Raw genomic sequence first — 22,197 nt, forward strand, 5'->3', positions numbered from 1 at the left:
ACGATTTCCCTAGTCAGAATGCCCTAGAGCGGGATGCCGAAAAGTGTGTGCGGTTTTCGGGCGACATCCCGCTAACTTTTTGATTTAGAGCCGGATGATTTCAGGTCGATTCGACGTGAAATCATCCGGCCCTAGCAGCGTTTTTGTCCGGCAGTGCAGCGGTCAGAATCTGGTGCTCGTTGAAATCGGACCGCGCCACATCGGCGGCGACCTTGCCGCCGCACATCACGATGATCCGGTCGGAAATGCCCATGACCTCCGGCAGCTCGCTGGAGACGACGACGATCGCCATTCCGCCGGCCGCCAGCTCATAGAGGATTTCATAGATTTCCGATTTCGCTCCGATATCGATGCCGCGCGTCGGCTCATCGATGACCAGCACCTTGACGCCCTGTTCGGACAGCCAGCGGCCGAGAATGACCTTCTGCTGGTTGCCGCCAGAGAGATTGATAATGTCCTGCTTGCGCGACGGCGTGCGCACGCGCAGCCTGGCGATGAATTGATCGGCAAGGGCCGCCTCCTTGCGCGGGTTCAACAGGCCGAACGGAGAGAAATGCCGCCGCGAGGAAATGGCGATATTCTCCTGAATCGAGCGGCCCTGGATGATCCCATCGAGCTTGCGGTCTTCCGGGCAGAGCACCATACCGGCATGGATCGCTGCCTTGGGATTGTTCGGAGCGACCGTGACCCCATCGATGGCGACCGTACCCTGATGACGATGATCCGCGCCGAACAACAGCCGCGCCATCTCACTGCGGCCGGCGCCGATCAGGCCGAAGAAACCGAGAATTTCGCCCCTGCGGACGGAGAAATTGATCGGCGTCGGAAGTCTCGACCCGGAAAGCCCCTTGACCTCCAGCCGGACGGGCCCGAGCGGCCGCTCCCGCCAGCCCCAAATATTGCTGATCTCGCGGCCGACCATTTCGGCAATGATCTGCTCACGCGTTACTTTCCTGATGTCGGGATGATGTGCCGCAAGCTTGCCGTCGCGCAGCACCGTCAGGCTGTCGCAAAGCCGGAAAATCTCGTCCAGCCGGTGCGAGACGTAGAGGATGACGGTGCCGTTCGATTTCAGCCGCCCGATCAGGGAAAACAGGATTTCGCTCTCGCGCGACGACAGCGACGAGGTCGGCTCGTCCAACGCAATGACGCGGGCATCGACCATGACGGCCTTGGCGATTTCCACCATCTGCCGTGCGCCGATTGACAGCGACGACACCTTGGCAGCCGGATCGACATCGATGCCGATCTCCCGAAGCTTGGCCCGCACAGTGTCGATGAGCGTTTTGCCGTTGATGATGCCGGCCTTGGCCGGAAAGCGGCCGAGCCACAGGTTTTCGGCAACCGTCAGTTCCGGCACCAGTTGCAGTTCCTGGTGGATGACGGTAACGCCGGCGTGAAACGCATCCCGCACCGAATGATAATGCTGCTCTTCACCGTCGATGGCGATCGTGCCCGCATCCGCCGCCTCGTCGCCGGAAAGGATGCGGATCAGCGTCGACTTACCGGCGCCGTTTTCGCCCATCAGGCCATGCACCGCGCCCTTGACGACCGGGAAAGTGATGTTCGACAGCGCCTGAACGCCCGGGTAGCTCTTGGAAATGCCGTTGAATTCGAGAAAGGCCATGTTTCTCTCGCTGCTAAAGGACCCGGCAGCAAGGTTGCCACCGGGCCGTCATCATCCGCAGGGGATGACTATTCGAGACCGAGATCCTTGCGGACCTTCTGATAATCGTCGCGCAGCGCCAGCGAGCCGGAGGTCAACGTCAGCTTCGGCGGTTCCTTGCCGTTGGCGATCCAGTCGTACATGTTGATCGCGGTTTCGTAGCCGTGACGCTTCGGCGAGATGATGACCGTGCCGAAGAAGCCCGTCGGCTGCGGCTTCTTGAACTCGTTGATCGCCGAATCCGCGCCGCCGATGCCGACACCGATGACGTTGGCAGCGGGAATGCCAACCGATTCCGTCGCCCGCACCGCGCCGAGCACGGCTTCGTCGTTGAGACCGAAGGCTACCCAATATTTCACGTCGGCATGCTTGTTGAGCACGGTGGTCGCGGCATTCAGCGCTGCTTCCGTGTCCGTCTTGGCCTGCGGCGCATCATAGATGTTTGCGGCCGGGAAGCCGGCGCCCTTCAGCACCGAGATGGCGCCTTCGACGCGGTCAACGGCGGTCGGAAGCGCATCGTAGGAAACGCGGATCGCTCCGACATTCTTCATGTCCCAGCCGCGCTTCTTGATTTCATCGACGATCGCCTGGCCGACGGCCTCGCCGATCTTGGTGGCGGAGATGCCCATATGCGGCACGTCTTCCAGCGGCTTGCCGTCGGCACTGACGAGGCGGTCATCGACGGTCATCAGCTTGAGCTGGTTGGCTGCTGCCTTGGCGACGATGCCGGGGCCGAGCTTGACATCGGGCGTGCAGATGATGAAGCCCTGAGCACCCTGGGCGCCGAGATTGTCGATCGCGGCCTGAACCTTTTCGCCATCCTGCGCGCCGATCTTGACGAGCGTGAAGCCCTTTTCCTTGGCGGCGATGTCGGCGAACTTCCATTCGTCCTGGAACCAGGGTTCTTCCGGTTGCTTGACCACAAAGCCGATTTTCACATCTGCGGCGAAGGCGGAGGTGGCGGCGATGACCGCAACCGTGCCAGCCAGAATGGCTGCTTTGAAAAAGCGCATGTCTCTCTCCCAAAAAATCCGAAACGAAGAACCTGCCCTCCCTGGCAGTGTTCTTGAATTATGATAAATCATCATACCAGTCAATTGCCAATGTATGATGATTATAATAGTGTGACTTTTGGAAGGGATGGCCCGCCAAACGCGCTGATGCTTATCGCCATGCGGAATGAATTCCGCTAAGCAGAGGCTCGGCCGCGCGGGAGAGCGACTGCGGAGAAGGCAATTGGATTCGTTTGAACGGCAAGAGCATAGGCTGAACGAGGCGCCGGAGCGGCGTCCGCGCGTGCGCAAGAACGTCACGGCGGCGATTGCCGAGGATATCTGTTCCGAACGCTATCCTTCCGGCTCGCCCCTGCCGCGCGAAAACGATCTCTGCGACATCTACGGCGTCAGCCGCACCGTCATCCGCGAATCCCTGAAAATCCTGGAATCGAAAGGCCTTGTGCGCGGCAAGCCGCGCATCGGCACCACCGTCTGCGACAAGGACGACTGGAATATCCTTGACCAGGACGTGCTGGAGTGGATGGGGCCTTATATCGCCGAATTCGATATTCTCGGCTGCATCCTCGAGGCGCGGCGCACCATTGAGCCGGTCGCTGCCGAATATGCCGCCGAGCGCGCTACCGCCCAGGAAATCGCCGATCTCGAAAAGGCCTGGCGGCAGATGCGCGATTCCGGCGACGATCCGGAACGCTTCACCGAAGCCGACGTGATGTTTCATACGGTGCTGTTGAGTGCCAGCCACAACCAGGTATTCCGCCGCCTGTCTAGCGCCATCCATGCCGGCCTGAAATATGCGCTGCATGCCTCGAATGTCGCGGTCGACAGCCGCGACGAGGCCATCGCCGTCCATGGCGACCTGGTGGAAGCGCTGCGCCTGCGCAACCGCACCGGCGCGCGTGACTGCGCCCATCGCATGCTCGACCTCGCCGCCCGTGACCTCACTGCCGCCGAAAAAGCGATCGGACGGGCGGAGAAAAACAACACCTGAATAACCCCGAAATCCGCGGCTCGCCGCCGCTGATATGATCCTAAAGCCGAAACGGAAGCTTCCCATGAAAATCACCAAATTGACGACCTATATCGTGCCGCCGCGCTGGATGTTCCTGAAGATCGAAACAGACGAGGGCATCACGGGTTGGGGCGAGCCAGTGGTCGAAGGCCGGGCCTTGACCGTCCAGGCGGCCGTGCACGAACTGGAAGACTATCTGATCGGCAAGGACCCATTCCTGATCGAGGATCACTGGAACGTCATGTACCGCGCCGGCTTCTATCGCGGCGGCGCCGTCCACATGAGCGCCATCGCCGGCATCGACCAGGCGCTGTGGGATATCAAGGGCAAGGCGCTGGGTCAGCCGATCCACTCGCTGCTGGGCGGCCAAGTGCGCGACAAGATCAAGGTTTATTCCTGGATCGGCGGCGACCGCCCTTCCGACGTCGCCAACAACGCCAAGGATGTGGTGGCCCGCGGCTTCAAGGCGATCAAGCTCAACGGCTGCGAAGAAATGCAGATCGTCGACACCTATGACAAGGTGGAGAAGGCCGTCGAGACCATCGCCACCATCCGCGAGGCGATCGGTCCATATATCGGCATCGGCGTCGATTTCCACGGCCGCGTCCATCGTCCGATGGCCAAGGTTCTCGCCAAGGAACTCGAGCCTTACAAGCTGCTCTTCATCGAAGAGCCGGTGCTCTCCGAGAATCGCGAAGCTCTGAAGGAAATTGCCAATCATTGCTCGACGCCGATTGCACTCGGCGAACGGCTCTACTCGCGCTGGGACTTCAAGTCGGTCCTGTCGGACGGCTATGTCGACATCCTGCAGCCGGACCTTTCCCATGCCGGCGGCATCACCGAATGCCGCAAGATCGCGGCAATGGCGGAAGCCTACGACGTGGCGCTCGCGCCGCATTGCCCGCTCGGCCCCATCGCGCTTGCCGCCTGCCTTCAGGTCGACGCCGTCAGCTACAACGCCTTCATCCAGGAACAGAGCCTCGGCATCCACTACAACAAGGGCAACGACATCCTCGACTACATCTCCAACAAGGAGGTCTTCAAATATGCCGACGGTTTCGTCAGCATCCCGCAAGGCCCCGGCCTTGGCGTGGAAGTGGACGAAGCCTACGTCATCGAACGCGCCAAGGAAGGTCATCGCTGGCGCAACCCGGTCTGGCGTCATGAAGATGGCAGCGTAGCTGAGTGGTAAGTATTGCCGGGCTTTGAGATAGAGGGCGTCAGAGGAGGCGAATTTCGAATATGCTGCGCCTCTGATACCTCCCTCTGTCACTGTCGTGACATCTCCCCCACAAGAGGGGAGATTGTTAACCCGCAGTATCTCTTCGCCTCAAACGAACATAGAACCTGCAGCAACTGAGGTTTTTGTTTTAGCGAGGGCGAGCCAAATTCTCCCAACGATCTCCCCCCTTGTGGGACTATTGCAAAATTGGTTGGATATGATTCCCTGTTGTTGAACGGGGACGATTAGCATGGCGATGAAACGGACTGGTCAGTTCAGTTTTGCGGATGCGTTGATGCCGGCGAGTGGTGGCAATCAGCGTCTGGATCGGTTATCGGGACTTGTAAAATGGTACCGGTTCGAGAAGGTGCTGCAGCGGCTGCGCAATGACGCGGCTGCGGGCCGCCCGGCCTATCCGCCGCTGATCATGTTCAAGGCGCTGCTTTTGCAGTCGCTGTACGGCCTATCGGACATGGAGCTGGAGGAAGCACTGTACGATCGGCTGTCGTTCCGCCGCTTTGTTGGCCTAAGCTTGGGAGAAGCTGTTCCCGATCACACGACTTTGTGCCGGTTCCGCAACCATCTGATCGAGGCGCGACTTCTGGAGGTGCTGTTTGCGGAACTCGACAGTCAATTGGACAAAGCCGGGTTGATTCTGCGGCGTGGCACGATGCTGGATGCGACCATCATCGAGACGGGAGCCGCTCGGCCGCCGAGGGAGCGCCTGCCCGGACAGCAGGTTGGCGAACCAGCAGGAGATGACGATGACGTGGACACGGCGCCGCTGGTGAAGCTGAGCGACCCGGATGCCCGTTTCACACGGCGCAAGGGCCGGCAGGGCTCGTCTTACGGCTACAAGGCCCATGTCGGTGTCGATGAGGGCTCGGGCCTGATCCGCCGGCTGATCACCACCCCGGCCAATGTCAACGACACGGTCTGCGCCGATGATCTGATCTGCGGTGACGAACAGGCGGTATTGGCCGATAGCGCCTATCATACCCATGCCCGCGAGAAGAAGCTGAAGGCCAGAGGCATCAAGGCGCGGCTGATGCGCCGGCCCAACAAACATCACCGCACACTGCCGCCGAAGCTGCAACGCTTGAATGATCTGATCGCCCGCCGGCGCGCTGCCGTCGAGACGACTTTTGCCACATGGAAGCGCCGCATGGGTCTTTCGGTCATTCGTTATCGGGGACTAATCAAGGCGCAAGCCCAGGTGCTGATGACGGCAATCGCCTTCAACATGCGTCGCTGGGTGACGCTCAGCGCCTGAGCCAGGGCTCGGACTCCGTCCGCCGCCCACTCAAACCCAAAACAGCCACCCAAAATCAGCCCGCTAACCAACATAGCGGACCCCAAAACACGACCCTATCCCTCAAGCCGTGTCCTTTCACTCTATTATGCAACGGTCCCCTTGTGGGGGAGATGTCCCGAAAGGGACAGAGGGGGGGCCGCACTTTCCGAAAACTCTAGGCTGTGGTGACGATTTAACTATTTAAGCCAGATCATGATGCTTGCGATCTTGATGAAGCCGAGGAAGTTGGCGGCGAGTTTGTCGTATCGCGTTGCGATGCGACGCCACTGTTTGAGCTTGGCAAAGAAGCTCTCGATGCCCCATCGCTGTTTATAAGCAATGCGATCATAGCCATGCTGATACTTGCGATGACGACGCGGCGGGATGACCGGCTCGCCGCCTTGGTCAAGGATGATGTCGTGCAGGCTGTCGGCATCGTAGGCGCGGTCAGCGAGCACCTGGTTGGCAGGCAATCCCCGCACGAGATCACAGGCCGGCGCCATATCGTTCTGCTGGCCTGGGCCAAGGTGGAAACGAACCGGTAGCCCGAGTGCATCCACTACTGCATGGATTTTGCTACCAAATCCGCCACGGGAACGACCGAGAGCCTGGGCTTTCGTTCCCCCCTTTTACGGCGCCCGCCAGCCGCTTGTGCCTGCGCCCGGATCACCGTGGCATCGATCGACAGCCACTCCATGTCCGGAGCGGCTGTCACCGCTTCGAAAATCCGGTCGAATACGCCCTGTTCGATCCAGCGATAGTAACGTCGTTTGACCGTCTGATAGGGGCCGAAACGATCTTCAGGCAAGTCACGCCAACGTGCACCGGATCGGGCCAGCCACAAGATCGCATCGAAGAACCGGCGCCCGTCGCTGCGGGGGCCGCGTCGACCTTTGCGCCCGCCGGGAACGAACGGCTTCAGACGCTCCCATTGATCATCTCGAAGAATTTCACCATCCATCGCCGACCTCCAAAAGTCAGCGTTGAATCTGATTTGCTCCCAAAACGGAACCCCAATTCCTTAATTCGTCACTACAGCCTAGAGCAATTCCAGGAAAAGTGCGAAGCGGTTTTCCGTCCGGAATGCGTAAAAACAAAGAGATAGAGCGGGGAAGCGATTCCGTAAAACGCTGAACCGCTCTAAACTCTGCCAGTAGCGTTCTGTCAGCGCACCTCCGCCCGCGCCCGCGGCCGCGTATCATTCCTCTCCCAAGAGAAAATCGCCGGCGGTAGCGGATCGCGATTGCGGATGATATCCGCGCCCTTCTCGCCGACCATGATCGTCGGACCGTTGGTGTTGCAGGAGGGCACGCGCGGCATGACGGAGCTGTCACAGACGCGCAAGCCCTCCAGCCCCCGCACCTTCAGCTCGAGATCGACGACCGCCATCGCGTCCGTGCCCATTTTGCAGGTGCCGACGGGATGATGGTCGGTCTTGGCGTTGGCGCAGCCATAGTCGAACAATTGCTCCTCCGTCGTCAGCTTGCCGCCTGGTAGCCGCTCCGCCAGCACGAAGGGTTTCAGCGCATCCTGGCTCATGATTTCGCGGGCAATCCGCAGGCCTTCGAGCGACATCTTCACATCATGCGGATCGCTCCAATAGTTCGGATCGATCAGCGGAGCGGCTGATGGATCGGACGAGGAGAGCCGCACCGTGCCACGTGAGCGCGGGTGCAAATAGGCCGAATTCAATGTCACGCCGGCATTCTTCAGCCGCGCGACGCCGGCCTCGATGCCGGAGCCGAGGCCGAGATGAAACTGGATGTCCGGCGAGCGGGCATCGGGATCGGCGTACCAGAAGCCGCCGGTCTCGAAGAGCGACGAGGCGACGGGGCCGGAGCGGAAGAGCAGATATTGCAGGCCGGCCCAGAGCGTACGATGCAGCTTGGCGACATTGTCATAGGTGTGGTCGCCGGTGCATTCCGAAATGACGAAAAGATCGAGGTGGTCCTGCAGATTGCCGCCGACACCGGGAAGATCATGCGCCACAGGCACACCGACCGAGGTCAGATGATCGGCCGGGCCGATGCCTGATTGCAGCAGCAGCTTTGGCGAGCCGATGGCGCCGGAGGAGACCAGCACTTCCCGCCCAGCCCTGATAATCTCGACGCCCTTGTCCGTCGCCACTTCGACGCCGACAGCGCGACGGCCTTCGAGCACGATGCGCGCCACCCGCGCGCCGGTTCGGATCGTCAGGTTCTTCCGATCCTTGATCGGCGAAAGATAGGCAAGCGAAGCCGACGACCGGCGGCGATTACGCTGCGTCAACTGATAGAAGCCCACACCCGCCTGCTGTCTGCCGTTGAAATCGTGGTTGTAGGGAATGCCGAGCTCCTGGCCGGCGCGGATATAGGCGTCGCAGATCGGCAGCGCTGAGACCGGCATGGAAACGCCGAGCGGCCCGCCATAGGAATGATAGTCATCGGCAAAACGCTGGTTGTCTTCGGCACGCTTGAAGTAGGGTAGCACGCTGCGATAGTCCCAGCCTTCGCAACCATTCTCGCACGCCCAGAGATCGTAGTCGGCCGCATTGCCGCGCGTATAAAGCTGCGCATTGATCGAGGAGCCGCCGCCGATCACCTTGGCCTGCGTATAGCGCAACACGCGACCTTTCATATGCCTCTGCGGAACCGTCTCCCAGCCCCAGCTCGCCACGCCCTTGGTCATCTTGGCAAAGCCGGCCGGCATATGAAACAACGGATTCCAGTCACCACCGCCGGCTTCCAGCAAGAGGACTTTCACCGAAGGGTCCTCGCTCAGGCGGTTGGCGAGTACGCAGCCCGCTGGTCCAGCGCCGGTGATGATGTAGTCGTAGGTCATTCCCCGTCCTCAAATTGAATAGGTTTCCCGGCACGAGGTCGCGTTCCCCCTTCTCCCCTTGGGGAGAAGGTGCCCGCCCATCGACAAGCTCAGGAGGGCGGATTAGGGAAGTGGCGCGGCATACTCATTACGGTGCAACGCCCCCTCACCCGGCGCTTACGCGCCACCCTCTCCCCGATGGGGCGAGGGTAAGTCCCTCACAATCTCCCAATACCCAGCCCGCCATCCGCGGAAATCACCGATCCCGTGGCAAAGCCGAAACCGCCTTTGGCCAGCGCCGCGACGATGCTGCCGACATCATTAGCCTCGCCCCAGCGCTTCATCGGCACCAGCCCGCTGTCTATCAATGCGTCGTATTTCTCCGACACCTGCGCCGTCATGTCGGTACGGATGATGCCGGGGCGGACCTCGAAGACGGCAATACCGGTCTCTGCCAGCCGCAGCGCCAGCCCCTGCGAGAAAGTCGAAAGGCCGGCCTTGCTGATGCAGTAATCCAGCCGCTCCGGTGAACTTAGCGCTGCCGAGACAGAGGTGATGTTGATCACCGAACGCGGCGTCGGCGACATCTTTGCTGCGAGCATCGAACGAACGACGGCCTGGGTGAAAAACACCGTACCCCGCAGATTGACATCGATGATCCGATCGAAATTCTCCGGCGCCAACTCCAGGAAATCGCCGCGCACGACAGGGCTGATGCCGGCATTGTTGACGAGGCAATCGATCTCGCCCAAAGCCGCCCCGATCGCTTCGACGGTTGCCACGTGCCCCGAGAGATCGGCAAGATCCGACGGCAAATAGATCGCCTGCCCGCCGCTCGCCTTCAATTCCGCGAGCTCCGCCAGTGGCGGCTCCGTCTCGACGCCGGTGATCGTCAGATCGAAGCCGCTCCTGGCCAGCGCCTGCGCAATGCCGAAACCAATCCCCTTGCGGCCGCCGGTGACGACGGCGACCGGGCGCCTTGCCTTCATGACCGAAGCTCCTCCCGCACGATATGATCGGCGACGCGCAGCGCTTGAGCGGCTACCGTCAGCGCCGGATTGACCGCCGCCGAAGTCGGCAGAAAGCTGGCGTCGACAACGAACAGATTGGGATGATCGAAGGCCCTGCAGAAAATATCGAGCGGCGCCTCCGAGCCATCATTGCCGATCTTGACCGTGCCGCATTGATGCGACGGCGTGCGCTTGTCGAAGGGACGCGACAGCACGATCGGGAAACCGGCCTTGCGCAGTACGCCCTTCAGCTTTCTCACCAGATCGAGATGCGCCTGCCAATTGGTGCGCACCCATTGCAGCACAATCCGGTCGCCTTCGACCATGATCCGGCTTTCCGGCGACGGCAGATCCTCGCTCATGGCATAGAAATCGATGGCATGGGCGGAAAGCCTGTGCAGCAACCATTCCGGCACGGTCGGCATGTTCGCCTTGAGGATCGTGCCGGAAACACGCCCCAAAAGCTGGACATTGCCGAGCGGCGGTCCGCCTTCGCCATCCGAAAGATAGAAGTCGTTGAAGCCGAAGGTCTTCTGATAGATCGAATCGTTCCGATACCAGGGCGAAATCGCCAGCACGGCGGAGGAATTGTGGTTCATGAAGTTGCGGCCGACCTGATCCGAGCGATTGGCAAGCCCGCGCCGATTGGCATCGTCAGCCGATCGAAGCAGCAGCACCGCCGACTGCACCGCCCCGGCGGCAAGGATGACCAGCTTCGGCCGCACGATATGCGCCTCCCCATAGGAGGAATAATGCACCGCCGCGATTGCCCGGCCGTCACCTGCGGTTTGAAGCCGGGTGACGCGTGCGCCGGTCTTTAACTTGACGTTTGGATATTGCAGAGCCTTGGCAAGCGCCACGGTCTCCGCGTCCATCTTGCCGTCGGCGCTGTTCGGATGGGCGTCCCATGGCGTGCGGCCCTTGAGCAGCCACTTGTCGATATCGACACCCAACGGCAGCGGATGCGGATGCATGCCATTTTCCTTCAGCCGTTTGCGGACACTGGCGATCGCCGGCTCGTCGGGTACCGGTGGAAACGGATAGGGCCGCGAATGCGGCGGTTCCCATGGGTCATCGCCAAGGCTGCCGCGGACCTGATAGAGCTGTTCCGCCTCGCTATACCAGGGCTCCAGCTCCTCATAGGAAAAGGGCCAGGCCGGTGATACGCCGTCCAGATGCCGCATCTCCTCGAAATCCTCGCGCCGGTAGCGGATCAGCACCGCGCCATAGAATTTCGAATTGCCACCGACATTGTAATAGTTGCCGGGATTGAACCCCTTGCCGCCCTTCTCGTACCAGGTCTCTTTCGGGCGGAAATGACCGCGCACGAAGATCGCCCGCTGGTCGCGGTTTTCCGGCCGGTCCTCCAATCTCTCGCCGGCCTCGAGGATCAGTATGTTGGCGCCCGAGGCGGCAAGGCCGGAAGCAACGGTCGAGCCGCCGATCCCCGAGCCGATGATGACGATATCCGGTTCTTCCATGCCGCTGCTCATCCTATCCGAATTTGGCTCTGCGGATCGAAGAACACCGCCTTGTCGAGGTTGAAGGCAAGGCGCGTCGTCTGGCCGGCAGCGATGCGAGCGTCGGCGCGCAGCCGCGCCACGACGGATTTGCCGCCGAGACGGATGATCGCGAAAGTGTCCGAACCCGCCGGCTCGACGACCTCGATCAGGCAGTCACCCTCGGCAAGCGAATGGGCATTGCGGTCCGCACCGTCAAGGTCGGTCAATGCCTCCGGCCGGATGCCGAAGATCACATCCCTGCCCGCATGGGCACCGAGAGCAGCGCCGCTGCCGTTGACCGGCAGCTTCAGGGGGGCGGCACCGTTCGGCCGGTCGAGCGACACCTGCAATCCCGTCGGCCCGCTCTCGACCGTCGCCGTCAGCAGGTTCATGGCGGGCGAGCCCATGAAGTCCGCGACAAACGTATTGGCGGGGTGGTTATAGATTTCCGCCGGCGTTCCGAATTGCTGCAACACACCGTCCTTCAAGACGGCGATCTTGGTCGCCAGCGTCATCGCCTCGATCTGGTCATGTGTCACGTAGACGATCGTCGTCTTCATACGCTGATGCAGGCGCTTGATCTCGGTGCGCATGTCGACGCGCAGCTTGGCATCGAGGTTGGAGAGTGGCTCATCGAAGAGGAAAACCTGCGGATCACGCACCAGCGCCCGGCCCATGGCGACGCGCTGGCGCTGGCCGCCGGAAAGCTGGCTGGGCTTGCGGTCGAGCAGATGCCCAATCTGCAGCATGTCGGCCACTTGCTTGATCGCCTTCTCGCGTTCTTCCTTCGGAACTTTGCGGATTTCCATGCCGAAGGCGATATTGCCGGCAACCGTCATGTTCGGATAGAGCGCATAGGATTGGAACACCATGGCGATGTCGCGTTGCGATGGCGGCAGGCCGTTGACCGAGCGGCCGGCAATGGCGATGTCGCCAGAAGTGATCGGCTCCAGCCCGGCGATGGTGTTGAGCAGGGTGGACTTGCCCCAGCCGGACGGGCCGACGAGCACGAGAAACCCGCCCTTTTCGATCTCGATATTGATGTCCTTCAGGATCTCGAGCGATCCGTAGGATTTGCGCAGATTGGTGATTTTCAGGAAGGACATGGTCTTATCCCTTGACGGCGCCGGACATCAGGCCGCGGACGAAAAACCGGCCGGAGACGATGTAGACGATGAGGGTTGGCAGGGCCGCGAGGATTGCGCCCGCGAAGTGGACATTGTATTCCTTGACGCCAGTCGATGAGCTGACGAGATTGTTGAGCGCAACCGTCATCGGCGTCGAATAGGGTCCGGAGAACGAAGCTCCAAACAGGAAGTCGTTCCAGATATTGGTGAACTGCCAGATGACGGAGACGACGATGATCGGCCCGGAGGACGGCAGCAGGATACGCCGGAAAATCTGGAAGAAGCTGGCCCCGTCGATCTGCGCGGCACGCACCAGCTCGGTCGGAAACGCCTCATAATAATTGCGGAAATAAAGCGTGGTGAAGCCGAGGCCGTAGACGATATGGACGAGGATCAGTCCCCAGATGGTTCCGGCAATGCCGAAGAATCCGAGGATGCGCGCCATCGGGATCAGCACGATCTGGAACGGGATGAAGCAGGAAAGCAGCAGCATGCCGAAGAAGATTTCAGCACCGCGAAAGCGCCATTTCGTCAGCACGTAGCCGTTCAGCGCGCCGACCATGGTGGAGATCGCGACGGCGGGCACGACCATCAGGATCGAGTTGATGAAAAAGGGCCTGAGCCCCGTCGGCTGCACGCCGATCTGCGCCGTCGACCAGGCCGAAATCCATGGTTGGATCGTCCAGGTCTGCGGCAGGTTCAGCATGCCGCCTTGCCGGATCTCTTCGAGCGGCTTGAAGGAATTGACCAGCATCACATAGAGCGGCAACAGGTAATAGACGGCAAATAGGATCAGTGCCGCATAGATCAGCCCGCGGGTCAGCTTGCCGTGCGAGATGGCGTTTTGCGGATTGGGTCTGCTCATGTGCGTTTCCCTCCGCCGATTTCCGAATAGAGATAGGGAATGATGATGGCGAAGATCATCGCCAGCATGATGATCGCCGACGAGGCGCCGATGCCCATCAGGTTGCGGGTGAAGGTGTAGGAATACATGAAGGTGGCCGGCAATTCGGTCGCCTGCCCCGGCCCGCCGCCGGTCAGCGCGATGATCAGGTCATAGGCCTTGATCGCGAGATGGGCGAGCACGACGAAAGCCGAAAGGAATACCGGCCGCATCAGCGGAATGATGATGCGGCGGTAGGTGGTGATCGCCGACGCGCCGTCGATCTGCGCCGCCTTGATGATCTCGTTGTCGACACCGCGAAGTCCGGCAAGGAACATCGCCATGACGAAGCCCGAGGACTGCCAAACGGCGGCGATGACGACGCAATAGATCGCCATCTTCGAATCCTTGATCCAGGTGAAGGAAAAACTCTCCCAGCCCCAGAGATGCATGGTGTTCTCAAGCCCGATGCCGGGATCGAGGAACCATTTCCATGCCGTCCCGGTGACAATGAATGACAGCGCCATCGGATAGAGATAGATCGGCCTCAGCAGCCCTTCGGCGCGAATCTTCTGATCGAGCAGGATTGCCAAAGCGAGGCCGAGCACCGAGCAGATGACGATATAGAACGAGGCGAAGATACCGAGATTGGTGATCGCCCGCCACCAGTGCGGCAGCGCCCAGAGCTTGCTGTAGTTGGCAAAGCCGATGAGGTTATAGGACGGCAGCATCTTGCTGTCGGTCAGCGACAGGTAGCCGGTATAGGCGATGAAGCCATATACGAAGATCAGAATGACGACGAAGCTCGGGGCCAGCACCAGCTTTGGCAACAGCTCCTGCATTCGGCTGCGACTGTTCATGGGTCGAACACCAGTTTTAACGCGTCCCGAATGGACGCGGTTCCAAATATGCGAACTGCGAGCGGGGCAAGCACCCCCTCACCCTAGCCCTCTCCCCGAGGGGAGAGGCACCCGTGCCCTCGAAAGAGAAAGAGATCGAGGGACGACGGGAGGTGCACCCATCCCCTTCTCCCCTCGGGGAGAAGGTGCCCGAAGGGCGGATGAGGGGGGCGGCTTGCTCCGAACTATCCTACTTCGCCGCCGCAACCGCCGAAACGAGTTCCTTGACCGCATCATCCGACGACAGATCGCCATTGAATTCGCGGGTCACGACGTCATAGATCGCGTTCTTGACGGCGGCCGGATTGGCATGGCCGTGGGCCATGGAGCCCATCAGCGTGCCGTTCTTGTTGGCTTCGGCCAGATCCTTGATCGCCTTCTTGCCGCAATCGTCGAAGGCGGTATCCGGAACGTCGGTGCGGGCCGGAACCGAGCCCTTGACGACGTTGAAGGCCGACTGGAATGTCGGGCTTTCGATCGAGGACGCCATCTGCATCTGAGCCGGGACTTTGTCGGCGGACACCTTGAACATCGCGAACTGGTCGGAGTTGAAGGTTACCGAGCCCTGCGTTCCTGGGAAGCGGATGCAGACGAAATCCTTGCCCGGCACCTTTTTCGCCTTCAGGAACTCGCCCTTGGCCCAGTCGCCCATAAACTGCAGGCCGGCCTTGCCTTCGATGACCATGCCGGAGGCAAGATTCCAGTCGCGGCCGGAGAAGTTGTCATCGACATAGGAGCGCAGCTTCGTCATGCGGTCGAAGGCCTCCTTCATCTTCGGGCTGCCGAGCGTATCGGGATCGAGGTCGATGAAGGCCTTCTTGTAGAAGTCGTTGCCGAGCGAGAGCACGACGGCGTCGAAGATCGTCGCATCCTGCCAGGCCTGGCCGCCATGGGCGATCGGCGTGATGCCCTGCTTCTTGAAATTGTCGAGAAGCGCGATCAGCTCGTCCCAATTCGCCGGTACCTTTCCCCCGGCCTTATCCAGCGCCTCCTTGTTGATCCACACCCAGTTGGTGGAGTGGACGTTCACAGGCGCCGCGATCCAGTGACCGTCATATTTGGAGAACTTCTGCAGGGCGGCCGGGACGACCTTGTCCCAGCCTTCCTTGTTGGCGACCTCATCGAGATTGCCGAGCGCACCTTCCTTGGCCCAGTCGAGGATGTCGAAGCCGAGCATCTGCACGGCGGTCGGCGGGTTACCGCCGGTGACGCGGGCGCGCAACACGGTCATGGCCTCGGTTCCGCCACCGCCTGCGACCGGCATATCGACCCAGCCTATACCCTTCGATTCCAAATCCTTCTTCAGGACTTCCAATGCCGCCGCTTCGCCGCCCGAAGTCCACCAATGCAGGACTTCGACGCTTTCGGTGGCATGCGCCACGGTCACGGCACCCGTTATCAAAAGGGCAGCCGCAGCCACTGATGTCATCAATTTACGCATAGTCTCCTCCCGGTTTTAGATAGGTCCGCAACAGGACCTCCTCCCGCTGCTTTCCCTTGCTCTGCTCTCCTCCCGAAGAGCAATTCCGCCACGGCCTCCCAGCCGCGGTTACACATCTGAGACGTCACATCCCGCACTGCGCCAGGCGTTCACGACTGCTACTGGTTAGATGCGACAGGCACATTCATCTCACCTCGGCATCCACCAGCCGGTGCGTCGGCCGATATGCATGTTAAGCGTTTTTGTCTCGGTATAATCCTCCACCGCATGCCGGCCGAGCTCGCGCCCGAGTCCCGATTGCCGATAGCCGCCGAAGGGCAATTCCGCTGCGCCATCCATGAAGGTGTTCATCCAGATCGTGCCGGCCCGCACCCGCCGCCCGATCGTCAGGCACGTATCGAAATCGCGGCTCCAGACACCGGCGGAAAGGCCATAATCGATGGAATTGGCGATGCGGATCGCATCCTCGGTCGTGTCAAAGGTCAGCACGGAAAGCACCGGTCCAAACACCTCCTCCTTCGCCACCGCCATCTCCGGTTTGACATCCGCGAGGATGGTCGGTGCCATATATTGGCCAAAGCCGAAATCGATCTGGCTGCCGCCATGCGCTACTATTGCGCCGCTCCTTGCCGCGCCGGAGACATAGCCTTGAATCTTCTGCAGATGCTGCGGCGTGATGATTGCCCCGACTTGCGTGGAAGGATCGAGCGGGTCGCCGACCTTCACCTTTTCCGACAGGCTGGCGATACGCGCCGTGACATCCTCGGCGATATCACGATGGACGATCAGCCGCGAACCGGCATTGCAGCACTCGCCGGCGTTGAAATAGGCGCCGAACACCGCGGCATCGACGAACTCGTCGAGATTGGCGTCGGGAAAGACGATCTGCGGGTTCTTGCCGCCGAGTTCGAGCGAGACTTTCTTCAGCGTCTGCGCCGCGCTCGCCATGGTCAGCCGCCCAACACCGGTCGAACCGGTGAAGGAGATCATGTCGACGTCCGGATGGCTGGTCATTGGCGCACCGACATCGGCACCCGTACCGACGAGGATATTGACGACACCGGCCGGCACGCCGGCCTCCATCAGGATTTCGCCAAGCACCAGCGTCGAACCTGACGTCAGCTCGGACGGCTTGACCACTGCCGCGCATCCCGCAGCAAGCGCAAATGGTAACTTCTGACTTACAATAAGGAATGGGAAATTCCAAGGCGTGATGATCGACACGACCCCGATCGCTTCGCGCAGCACGACGCCCATCATGCCGTCGCCAAGCGTATTGTAGCTCTCGCCATGCAGATCCCGGGCAAGCGCGGCCGCATAGCGCCAGATATCGGCCGAACCGGCGATCTCACCGCGGACCTGCGTGATCGGCTTGCCGGCCTCGATCGCATCGAGGTAGGCGAGTTCTTCAGCCCGCGCCGAAATCATATCGGCAGCTTTCAGCAGGATATTGGAGCGCTCCGCCGCCGTCATGCGCGGCCAGGGACCGTGGTCGAACGCCCTGCGTGCAGCGGCAATCGCCTGATGCGCATCGTCCTTAGTCGCGGATTTGTAGCGGCTGACGGTGACGCCATGGCTCGGCGCCACGCGCTCGATTGTACCGGTCTCGACGCCTTCGACCCATTTGCCGTCGATCAGCATCTTGAAGTCACGCACTTTGACATCGGGCAGCGCCTGCGGCTTCACAAGGACCGTCATCACCATTCTCCCTTGAATTCGGCAGCGCGTTTGCCGGCAAAGGCCGCAACGCCCTCCTTGAGGTCGCCGGTCTTGGCGACCAGGATCGATCCCAACGCCTCTACAGCCGAGCCATTATCCTCACCATTGGCGGAGGCGATCATCAGCTTCGCAATCTCCAGCGCCGCCGGCCCGCGCGCGGCGATCCGTGCTGCGTAATCCCTGGCGGCGGCGAGCACCGTTCCCGTTTCGACGACGGCATCCACGAGACCGAAGCCGCGTGCCTCCTCGGCGGAAAACATCTCTCCGCCCAGCACCATGCGCCGCACGATCTGCGCGCCAAACCGTTTGGTAAGCCGCTGCGTACCAGACCAACCGGGCACCATGCCGAGGCTTGTCTCCGGCAGGCCGATCCTGATCTGGCGTTCCGCAATGCGGATATCGGCCGCCGCCGCCAGCTCCAGCCCTCCGCCAAGCGCATGACCGTTCAATGCCGCGATCACGGGCATGCGGAGTGTTGCCAGCCGCTCGAAGACACGATGACCGAAACGCACCCAGGCATGACCGAACTCGTTGGCCGCCATGCCACCCCAGGCGTTGACGTCGCCGCCGGCCGAAAAAGCCTTGCCTTCGCCGGTGAGGATCGCGACCCGCACGGAACCATCAGCCTCCACGTCGTCACAGGCAGTCGCCAGTGCCTTCAGCATGTCGATATCGAAGGCGTTGAGCTTTTCCGGCCGCGAGATGGTGATTATCGCGATGGAACCTTCAACGGAAACCTTGACCTCACCCATGGCGTGCCCCTTCCAGAACACGGCGCGCTTTCGCAGGCAGCGTCAGACCGATCGGCGCCTCATGGAACAAAGCCGCATCCATCACCTTCAGCCGGTCGGAGACGAGCAGCGGGAATTCCGACTGATCGAGAATATGCGCCTCCAAATCGACGCCCGGCGCGATCTCCGTCAGCAGCAGGCCATCCGGGGTCAGCTTCATCACGCAGCGTTCGGTGACATAGGTGATATCCTGCCCCTGCGCGACGCCGCGTGGGCCGGAGAAAGTGACGTGTTCGACCGCATTCACCAGCTTCTTCAGCTTGCCTTCCTTCTCGATGATCAGTCGGCCATCGCCGACACCGAGCTTCGCACCGGCATTGAACATGCCGGAGAAAACGATCTTCTTCGCTCGCGCCGTGATATCGACGAAGCCGCCGGCACCCGCCGTCACATGCGGCCGGAAGCTGAGCCTGGAAACATTGACCGAACCGTCGCGGCCGATCTCCAGGAAGGAGAGAAGCGAAGCGTCGAAACCGGCGCCCTGAAAATAGGTGAACTGATAGGGCGACGGCATAAAGGCATCGGCATTGGAGGCGCAGCCGAAGGCAAAATCGAGCAGCGGCACGCCGCCGACCGCCCCTTGCTCGATCACCCAGGTGACCGCACCATGCAACCCCTCTTCCATGAGGATGCGCGGCACATTGGCCGAAATGCCGAAGCCGAGATTGACTGCACTGCCGGCTTGCAGCTCCTGCGCCACCCGCCGGGCGATGACTTTCTGAACGTTGAATTCCGGCACGCGAAAACTGTCGAGCGGCCGAAAGATTTCGCCCGAGATCGCCGGATCATAAAGCGTCTGAGTCGTCTGCTTCTGATCCGGATCAACGACGATGTAGTCGACGAGAACGCCAGGGATACGCACGTCATGCGGTTTCAGCGAGCCTTCCTTGGCAAAGCGCTTGACCTGCGCGATGACGATGCCGCCATTGTTGCGGGCGGCAAGCGCCTGATCGAGCCCGCCGAGATAGGCGCCCTCGTGCTCATAGGTGAGATTGCCGCGTTCATCGGCGGTCGTAGCCCGTATGATCGCCACCTGCGGCGCGATCGCCTTGAAATAGAGCCAGTCTTCACCCTCGAAGCGGATACGCTTCACCACCGGCTCAGCCGCGCCTGCCGCATTCATGGCGCAGCCCTCGCGTTCCGGGTCGACGAAAGTGTCGAGGCCGACCTTGGTCAAGACGCCGGGACGTTTGGCGGCGGCCTCACGATGCATGTCGAAGAGAATGCCGGACGGAATATTATAGGCCGCGACATCGTTGTTGCCGATCATCTGCCATATCAACGGCGGTTCCGAACTGGACGGCCCGGACGGATAGGAGCCGCCGATGATCGTCTTCAGGAGACCCTTCTTGGCGATGTGATCGACACCCCTGATGCCGCTCATATCGCCCGCGGCGATCGGGTGCAGCGTCGTCAAGTCACGCGGATGGCCGGTCGCGTCGAAACGCTCGCCGATCGCCTTCAGCATCAGGTCCGGGCACCCGAGGCCGCTCGAAGATGAGACGGAAACGATGGCGCCATCAGGGATCAGGGCAGCCGCCTCGGCGGGAGTGATGTGCTTGTTCATTGCGATGCTCAAAGTCCTGGATCGATCTTGGCGGCTTCGCCGGTTGCGGCCGATTTGACGACGGCAAGCCCTGTTGCCAGCGACCACACGCCATCCTCGCCGGTGGCTGACGGCTTTCCCCGGCCCTCGATAGCGGCATGAAAGGCAGCAAGCGCAATCTCGTAAAGATTGCGGTGATCAAGCGGCAGCTCGGTTTCGCCATTACGGTCGCGCAGGAAGACATGACCGACAGGCCGCTGTGTCATGACATTGCGGCCAATCAGCGAGCCGTCGGTGCCGTGCACCTCGAAGCCGGTCTCCGCATATTTCGTGGTAAAGCCATCGTGGAACTGCGCGATGACGCCGGATTTGAAACGCAAAGCCCCCATGACGGCGTCCTCAAGCCCCGCTTTGCTCATACCGCCGCTCTGACCAAGCGCGATCGCTTCCACCGGATCGTCGTTCAGAATGAAGCGCAGCGTGTCCGCATCGTGAACGGTGATATCGAGAATGACGCCACCGCCCGCTTGCGGCTTGTCCAGCCGCCAACCCTGCAAATGCGGCGGCAGATAGACGGCGTGGAAAACCCGGGCGCTTAGCGGCTTGCCGATCCGGCCGGCTACGATTGCCTCCCGCATCGCGCGGTGGCTGGCGGCATTGCGCAGATGATGGTTGGTGCCCATGATCACACCGGCACCCTTTGCCGCCTGTACCATGAGCCGCGCATCGTCCAGCGTCAGCGCCAGTGGCTTTTCGCAGAGCACATGCTTGCCGGCCTTGACCGCTGCCAAGGTCTGGTCGCGATGCAATTCATTGGTCGTGGAGATGTAGACGGCATCGACATCGGGATCGCTCACGAGATCGGCCACATCCGTCACCGATTTGGCAATCCCGTTCTCAGCCGCATAGGCCTGGCCGCGCTCCGCGTCCGTGCTCATGACGGAGACAACATCTCCGCCGGTCGCGCGAATTGCGCCGATCATCCACTCGCGAGCGATCGTGCTTGCGCCGATCAAGCCCCATTTGACACCTCCGCTCATGACACGACCCTCCTAGCCGTTGTATCCAGCCCAGCCCCGCAGCTCTGGCGCACCACCAACCGCACGGCGCTGACGATCGCCTCTGCCTCCACCTTGCCGGAATTGATCTGCTTCAGGAGCAACTGAGCCGCGCGCCGGCCCATGCCCTGCGGATCCACCGAAACCGTCGTCAGCGCGGGTACCGCACTCTCGGCCTCGATCACATCGTCGAAACCGACCACCGCAAAATCGACGCCCGGCTCCATCCGTCGTGCCCTCAGGCCATCGCAGACGCCAAAGGCGACCGCATCGTTAAAACATACGGCCGCTGTCGGCTTGTGGGCGAGCAGCATGGCGCGGCCGACCGCTTCCACGCCGCCGGCGCGCGACGGCGCGGTGGCAACGACTAGATCGTCGTCGAAAGCCATTCCCGCCTTGGCCAACGCCTCACGATAGCCGCCAAGCCGTTCGGCAAAAACGGCGGTATTGGCAAAGCCACCCATGAAGGCAATGCGGCGATGACCGAGACCGGCCAGATGCTCCACCGCCGCCGATGCGCCGGCAAAATTGTCCGACACTAGCGATGAAACCTTTGCCCCGGGGATATTACGCACGACGATCACCACCGGAATGCCGGCATTGGTGAGCGACTTGAAATCGGCCGCTTCCGTGCCGCGCGCCGGCGAGACGATCAGGCCGGAAATGCCGTGCTCGCGCATCGAGGCGACGACCTCCCGCTGCCGGTCTATGCTCTCGCCGGTATTGGACAGAAACTGCACATAGCCGGCCGACTGCACGACCATGTCGACACCGACGGCGAGCTCGGCAAAGAAGCTGTTGGTGAGATCGTTGACGACGATGCCGACGATCTTCGACTTCGCCTGCCTCAGATTGGCGGCTCCGCGATTGTAGACGTATCCAAGCTCGCGGATCACCGCGTTCACCTTGGCTCGCGTCGTCTCATTGACCAGCGAACTGCCCTGCAGAACGAGAGACACAGTCGACTTCGACACGCCGGCGGCGTGCGCAATATCGATGACCGTGACCCGTCCCTTGCTCATCCGTCTCCCCGCGGGCTTCAAATCCTTTTATGCGGTGATTATTTGGAACGTTCCAAATTTTGTCAATGGGTAAATTCGGAGATGAATGAGCGCGCTCACGAACCTCATGGAAAATATGCAGTATATTTTGGTTGCGCCGCAAGAGAGGCATTGCCTGCTCGACTCTCGATCGTTCGAAATATCGCCATCGAAA

At 61.2% G+C, this 22,197-nt stretch carries 18 protein-coding genes; 3 read left to right on the forward strand and 15 right to left on the reverse strand.

The window, feature by feature from the left end:
* Positions 1–121 precede the first annotated feature (121 nt).
* On the reverse strand, positions 122–1,627 hold the full coding sequence (gene araG, locus QA646_RS13740; RefSeq protein WP_283055985.1) for an L-arabinose ABC transporter ATP-binding protein AraG: 1,506 nt from the start codon (positions 1,625–1,627) through the stop codon (positions 122–124).
* 68 nt (positions 1,628–1,695) lie between these two features.
* The gene (locus tag QA646_RS13745) at positions 1,696–2,679 is read right to left on the reverse strand and encodes an arabinose ABC transporter substrate-binding protein (RefSeq protein ID WP_283055986.1); all 984 of its coding nucleotides are present in this window, start codon (positions 2,677–2,679) and stop codon (positions 1,696–1,698) included.
* A 223-nt stretch (positions 2,680–2,902) separates the two neighbouring features.
* Between QA646_RS13745 and QA646_RS13750 the strand changes: the two genes are divergently transcribed.
* From QA646_RS13750 to QA646_RS13760, 3 genes are all read left to right on the forward strand, one after another.
* Positions 2,903–3,670 (forward strand): FadR/GntR family transcriptional regulator, encoded by a 768-nt coding sequence (locus QA646_RS13750; RefSeq protein WP_283055987.1) that lies wholly within the window; start codon positions 2,903–2,905, stop codon positions 3,668–3,670.
* Between the two features lie 64 nt (positions 3,671–3,734).
* Positions 3,735–4,883, forward strand: a complete 1,149-nt coding sequence (gene dgoD / locus QA646_RS13755; RefSeq protein ID WP_283055988.1) for a galactonate dehydratase — start codon at positions 3,735–3,737, stop codon at positions 4,881–4,883.
* A 280-nt stretch (positions 4,884–5,163) separates the two neighbouring features.
* Positions 5,164–6,186, forward strand: a complete 1,023-nt coding sequence (locus QA646_RS13760) for an IS5 family transposase (RefSeq protein WP_283055989.1) — start codon at positions 5,164–5,166, stop codon at positions 6,184–6,186.
* A gap of 218 nt (positions 6,187–6,404) precedes the next feature.
* On the opposite strand, the gene QA646_RS13765 is transcribed toward QA646_RS13760, so the two are convergent.
* The 13 genes from QA646_RS13765 to QA646_RS13825 all read right to left on the reverse strand — a co-directional run bounded on the left by QA646_RS13765 (position 6,405) and on the right by QA646_RS13825 (position 22,004).
* Positions 6,405–7,168, reverse strand: a protein-coding gene (locus QA646_RS13765; protein WP_283055990.1) for an IS5 family transposase whose coding sequence is annotated in 2 segments (ribosomal slippage) — positions 6,405–6,838 and positions 6,838–7,168 — 765 coding nt in all. Because the reading frame shifts where the segments join, the coding sequence is not laid out codon by codon here.
* A 203-nt stretch (positions 7,169–7,371) separates the two neighbouring features.
* Entirely contained in the window at positions 7,372–9,027 is a 1,656-nt protein-coding gene (locus tag QA646_RS13770) for a GMC family oxidoreductase N-terminal domain-containing protein (protein WP_283055991.1), read from the reverse strand.
* Between the two features lie 197 nt (positions 9,028–9,224).
* Positions 9,225–9,995 (reverse strand): 3-ketoacyl-ACP reductase, encoded by a 771-nt coding sequence (locus tag QA646_RS13775; RefSeq protein WP_283055992.1) that lies wholly within the window; start codon positions 9,993–9,995, stop codon positions 9,225–9,227.
* The gene (locus QA646_RS13780) at positions 9,992–11,509 is read right to left on the reverse strand and encodes a GMC family oxidoreductase (protein WP_283055993.1); all 1,518 of its coding nucleotides are present in this window, start codon (positions 11,507–11,509) and stop codon (positions 9,992–9,994) included. Before QA646_RS13780 ends, QA646_RS13775 begins: the two co-directional genes overlap by 4 nt.
* Positions 11,506–12,624, reverse strand: coding sequence for a sn-glycerol-3-phosphate ABC transporter ATP-binding protein UgpC (ugpC, locus tag QA646_RS13785; protein WP_283055994.1), 1,119 nt, complete (start codon positions 12,622–12,624; stop codon positions 11,506–11,508). The genes QA646_RS13780 and ugpC overlap by 4 nt, the downstream gene beginning before the upstream one ends.
* A gap of 4 nt (positions 12,625–12,628) precedes the next feature.
* Positions 12,629–13,510: a carbohydrate ABC transporter permease gene (locus QA646_RS13790; RefSeq protein ID WP_283055995.1), complete on the reverse strand. Its 882-nt coding sequence runs from the start codon at positions 13,508–13,510 to the stop codon at positions 12,629–12,631.
* Entirely contained in the window at positions 13,507–14,388 is an 882-nt protein-coding gene (locus QA646_RS13795) for a sugar ABC transporter permease (RefSeq protein WP_283055996.1), read from the reverse strand. Before QA646_RS13795 ends, QA646_RS13790 begins: the two co-directional genes overlap by 4 nt.
* Before the next feature lie 229 nt (positions 14,389–14,617).
* Complete coding sequence (locus tag QA646_RS13800; RefSeq protein ID WP_283055997.1) at positions 14,618–15,868, reverse strand: ABC transporter substrate-binding protein; 1,251 nt, start codon at positions 15,866–15,868, stop codon at positions 14,618–14,620.
* Positions 15,869–16,057: 189 nt separating this feature from the next.
* Positions 16,058–17,566, reverse strand: a complete 1,509-nt coding sequence (locus QA646_RS13805) for an aldehyde dehydrogenase family protein (protein WP_283055998.1) — start codon at positions 17,564–17,566, stop codon at positions 16,058–16,060.
* Positions 17,566–18,339, reverse strand: a complete 774-nt coding sequence (locus tag QA646_RS13810) for an enoyl-CoA hydratase/isomerase family protein (RefSeq protein WP_283055999.1) — start codon at positions 18,337–18,339, stop codon at positions 17,566–17,568. Before QA646_RS13810 ends, QA646_RS13805 begins: the two co-directional genes overlap by 1 nt.
* On the reverse strand, positions 18,332–19,945 hold the full coding sequence (locus QA646_RS13815) for an acyl CoA:acetate/3-ketoacid CoA transferase (protein WP_283056000.1): 1,614 nt from the start codon (positions 19,943–19,945) through the stop codon (positions 18,332–18,334). The genes QA646_RS13810 and QA646_RS13815 overlap by 8 nt, the downstream gene beginning before the upstream one ends.
* A gap of 8 nt (positions 19,946–19,953) precedes the next feature.
* Positions 19,954–20,964 carry a Gfo/Idh/MocA family oxidoreductase gene (locus QA646_RS13820; RefSeq protein WP_283056001.1) on the reverse strand — a complete coding sequence of 337 codons (1,011 nt, stop codon included), beginning with the start codon at positions 20,962–20,964 and terminating at the stop codon, positions 19,954–19,956.
* Positions 20,961–22,004, reverse strand: coding sequence for a LacI family DNA-binding transcriptional regulator (locus tag QA646_RS13825; RefSeq protein WP_283056002.1), 1,044 nt, complete (start codon positions 22,002–22,004; stop codon positions 20,961–20,963). Before QA646_RS13825 ends, QA646_RS13820 begins: the two co-directional genes overlap by 4 nt.
* Positions 22,005–22,197: the final 193 nt, after the last annotated feature.

The organism is Rhizobium sp. CB3090, assembly GCF_029714285.1.
GTDB lineage: Bacteria > Pseudomonadota > Alphaproteobacteria > Rhizobiales > Rhizobiaceae > Rhizobium.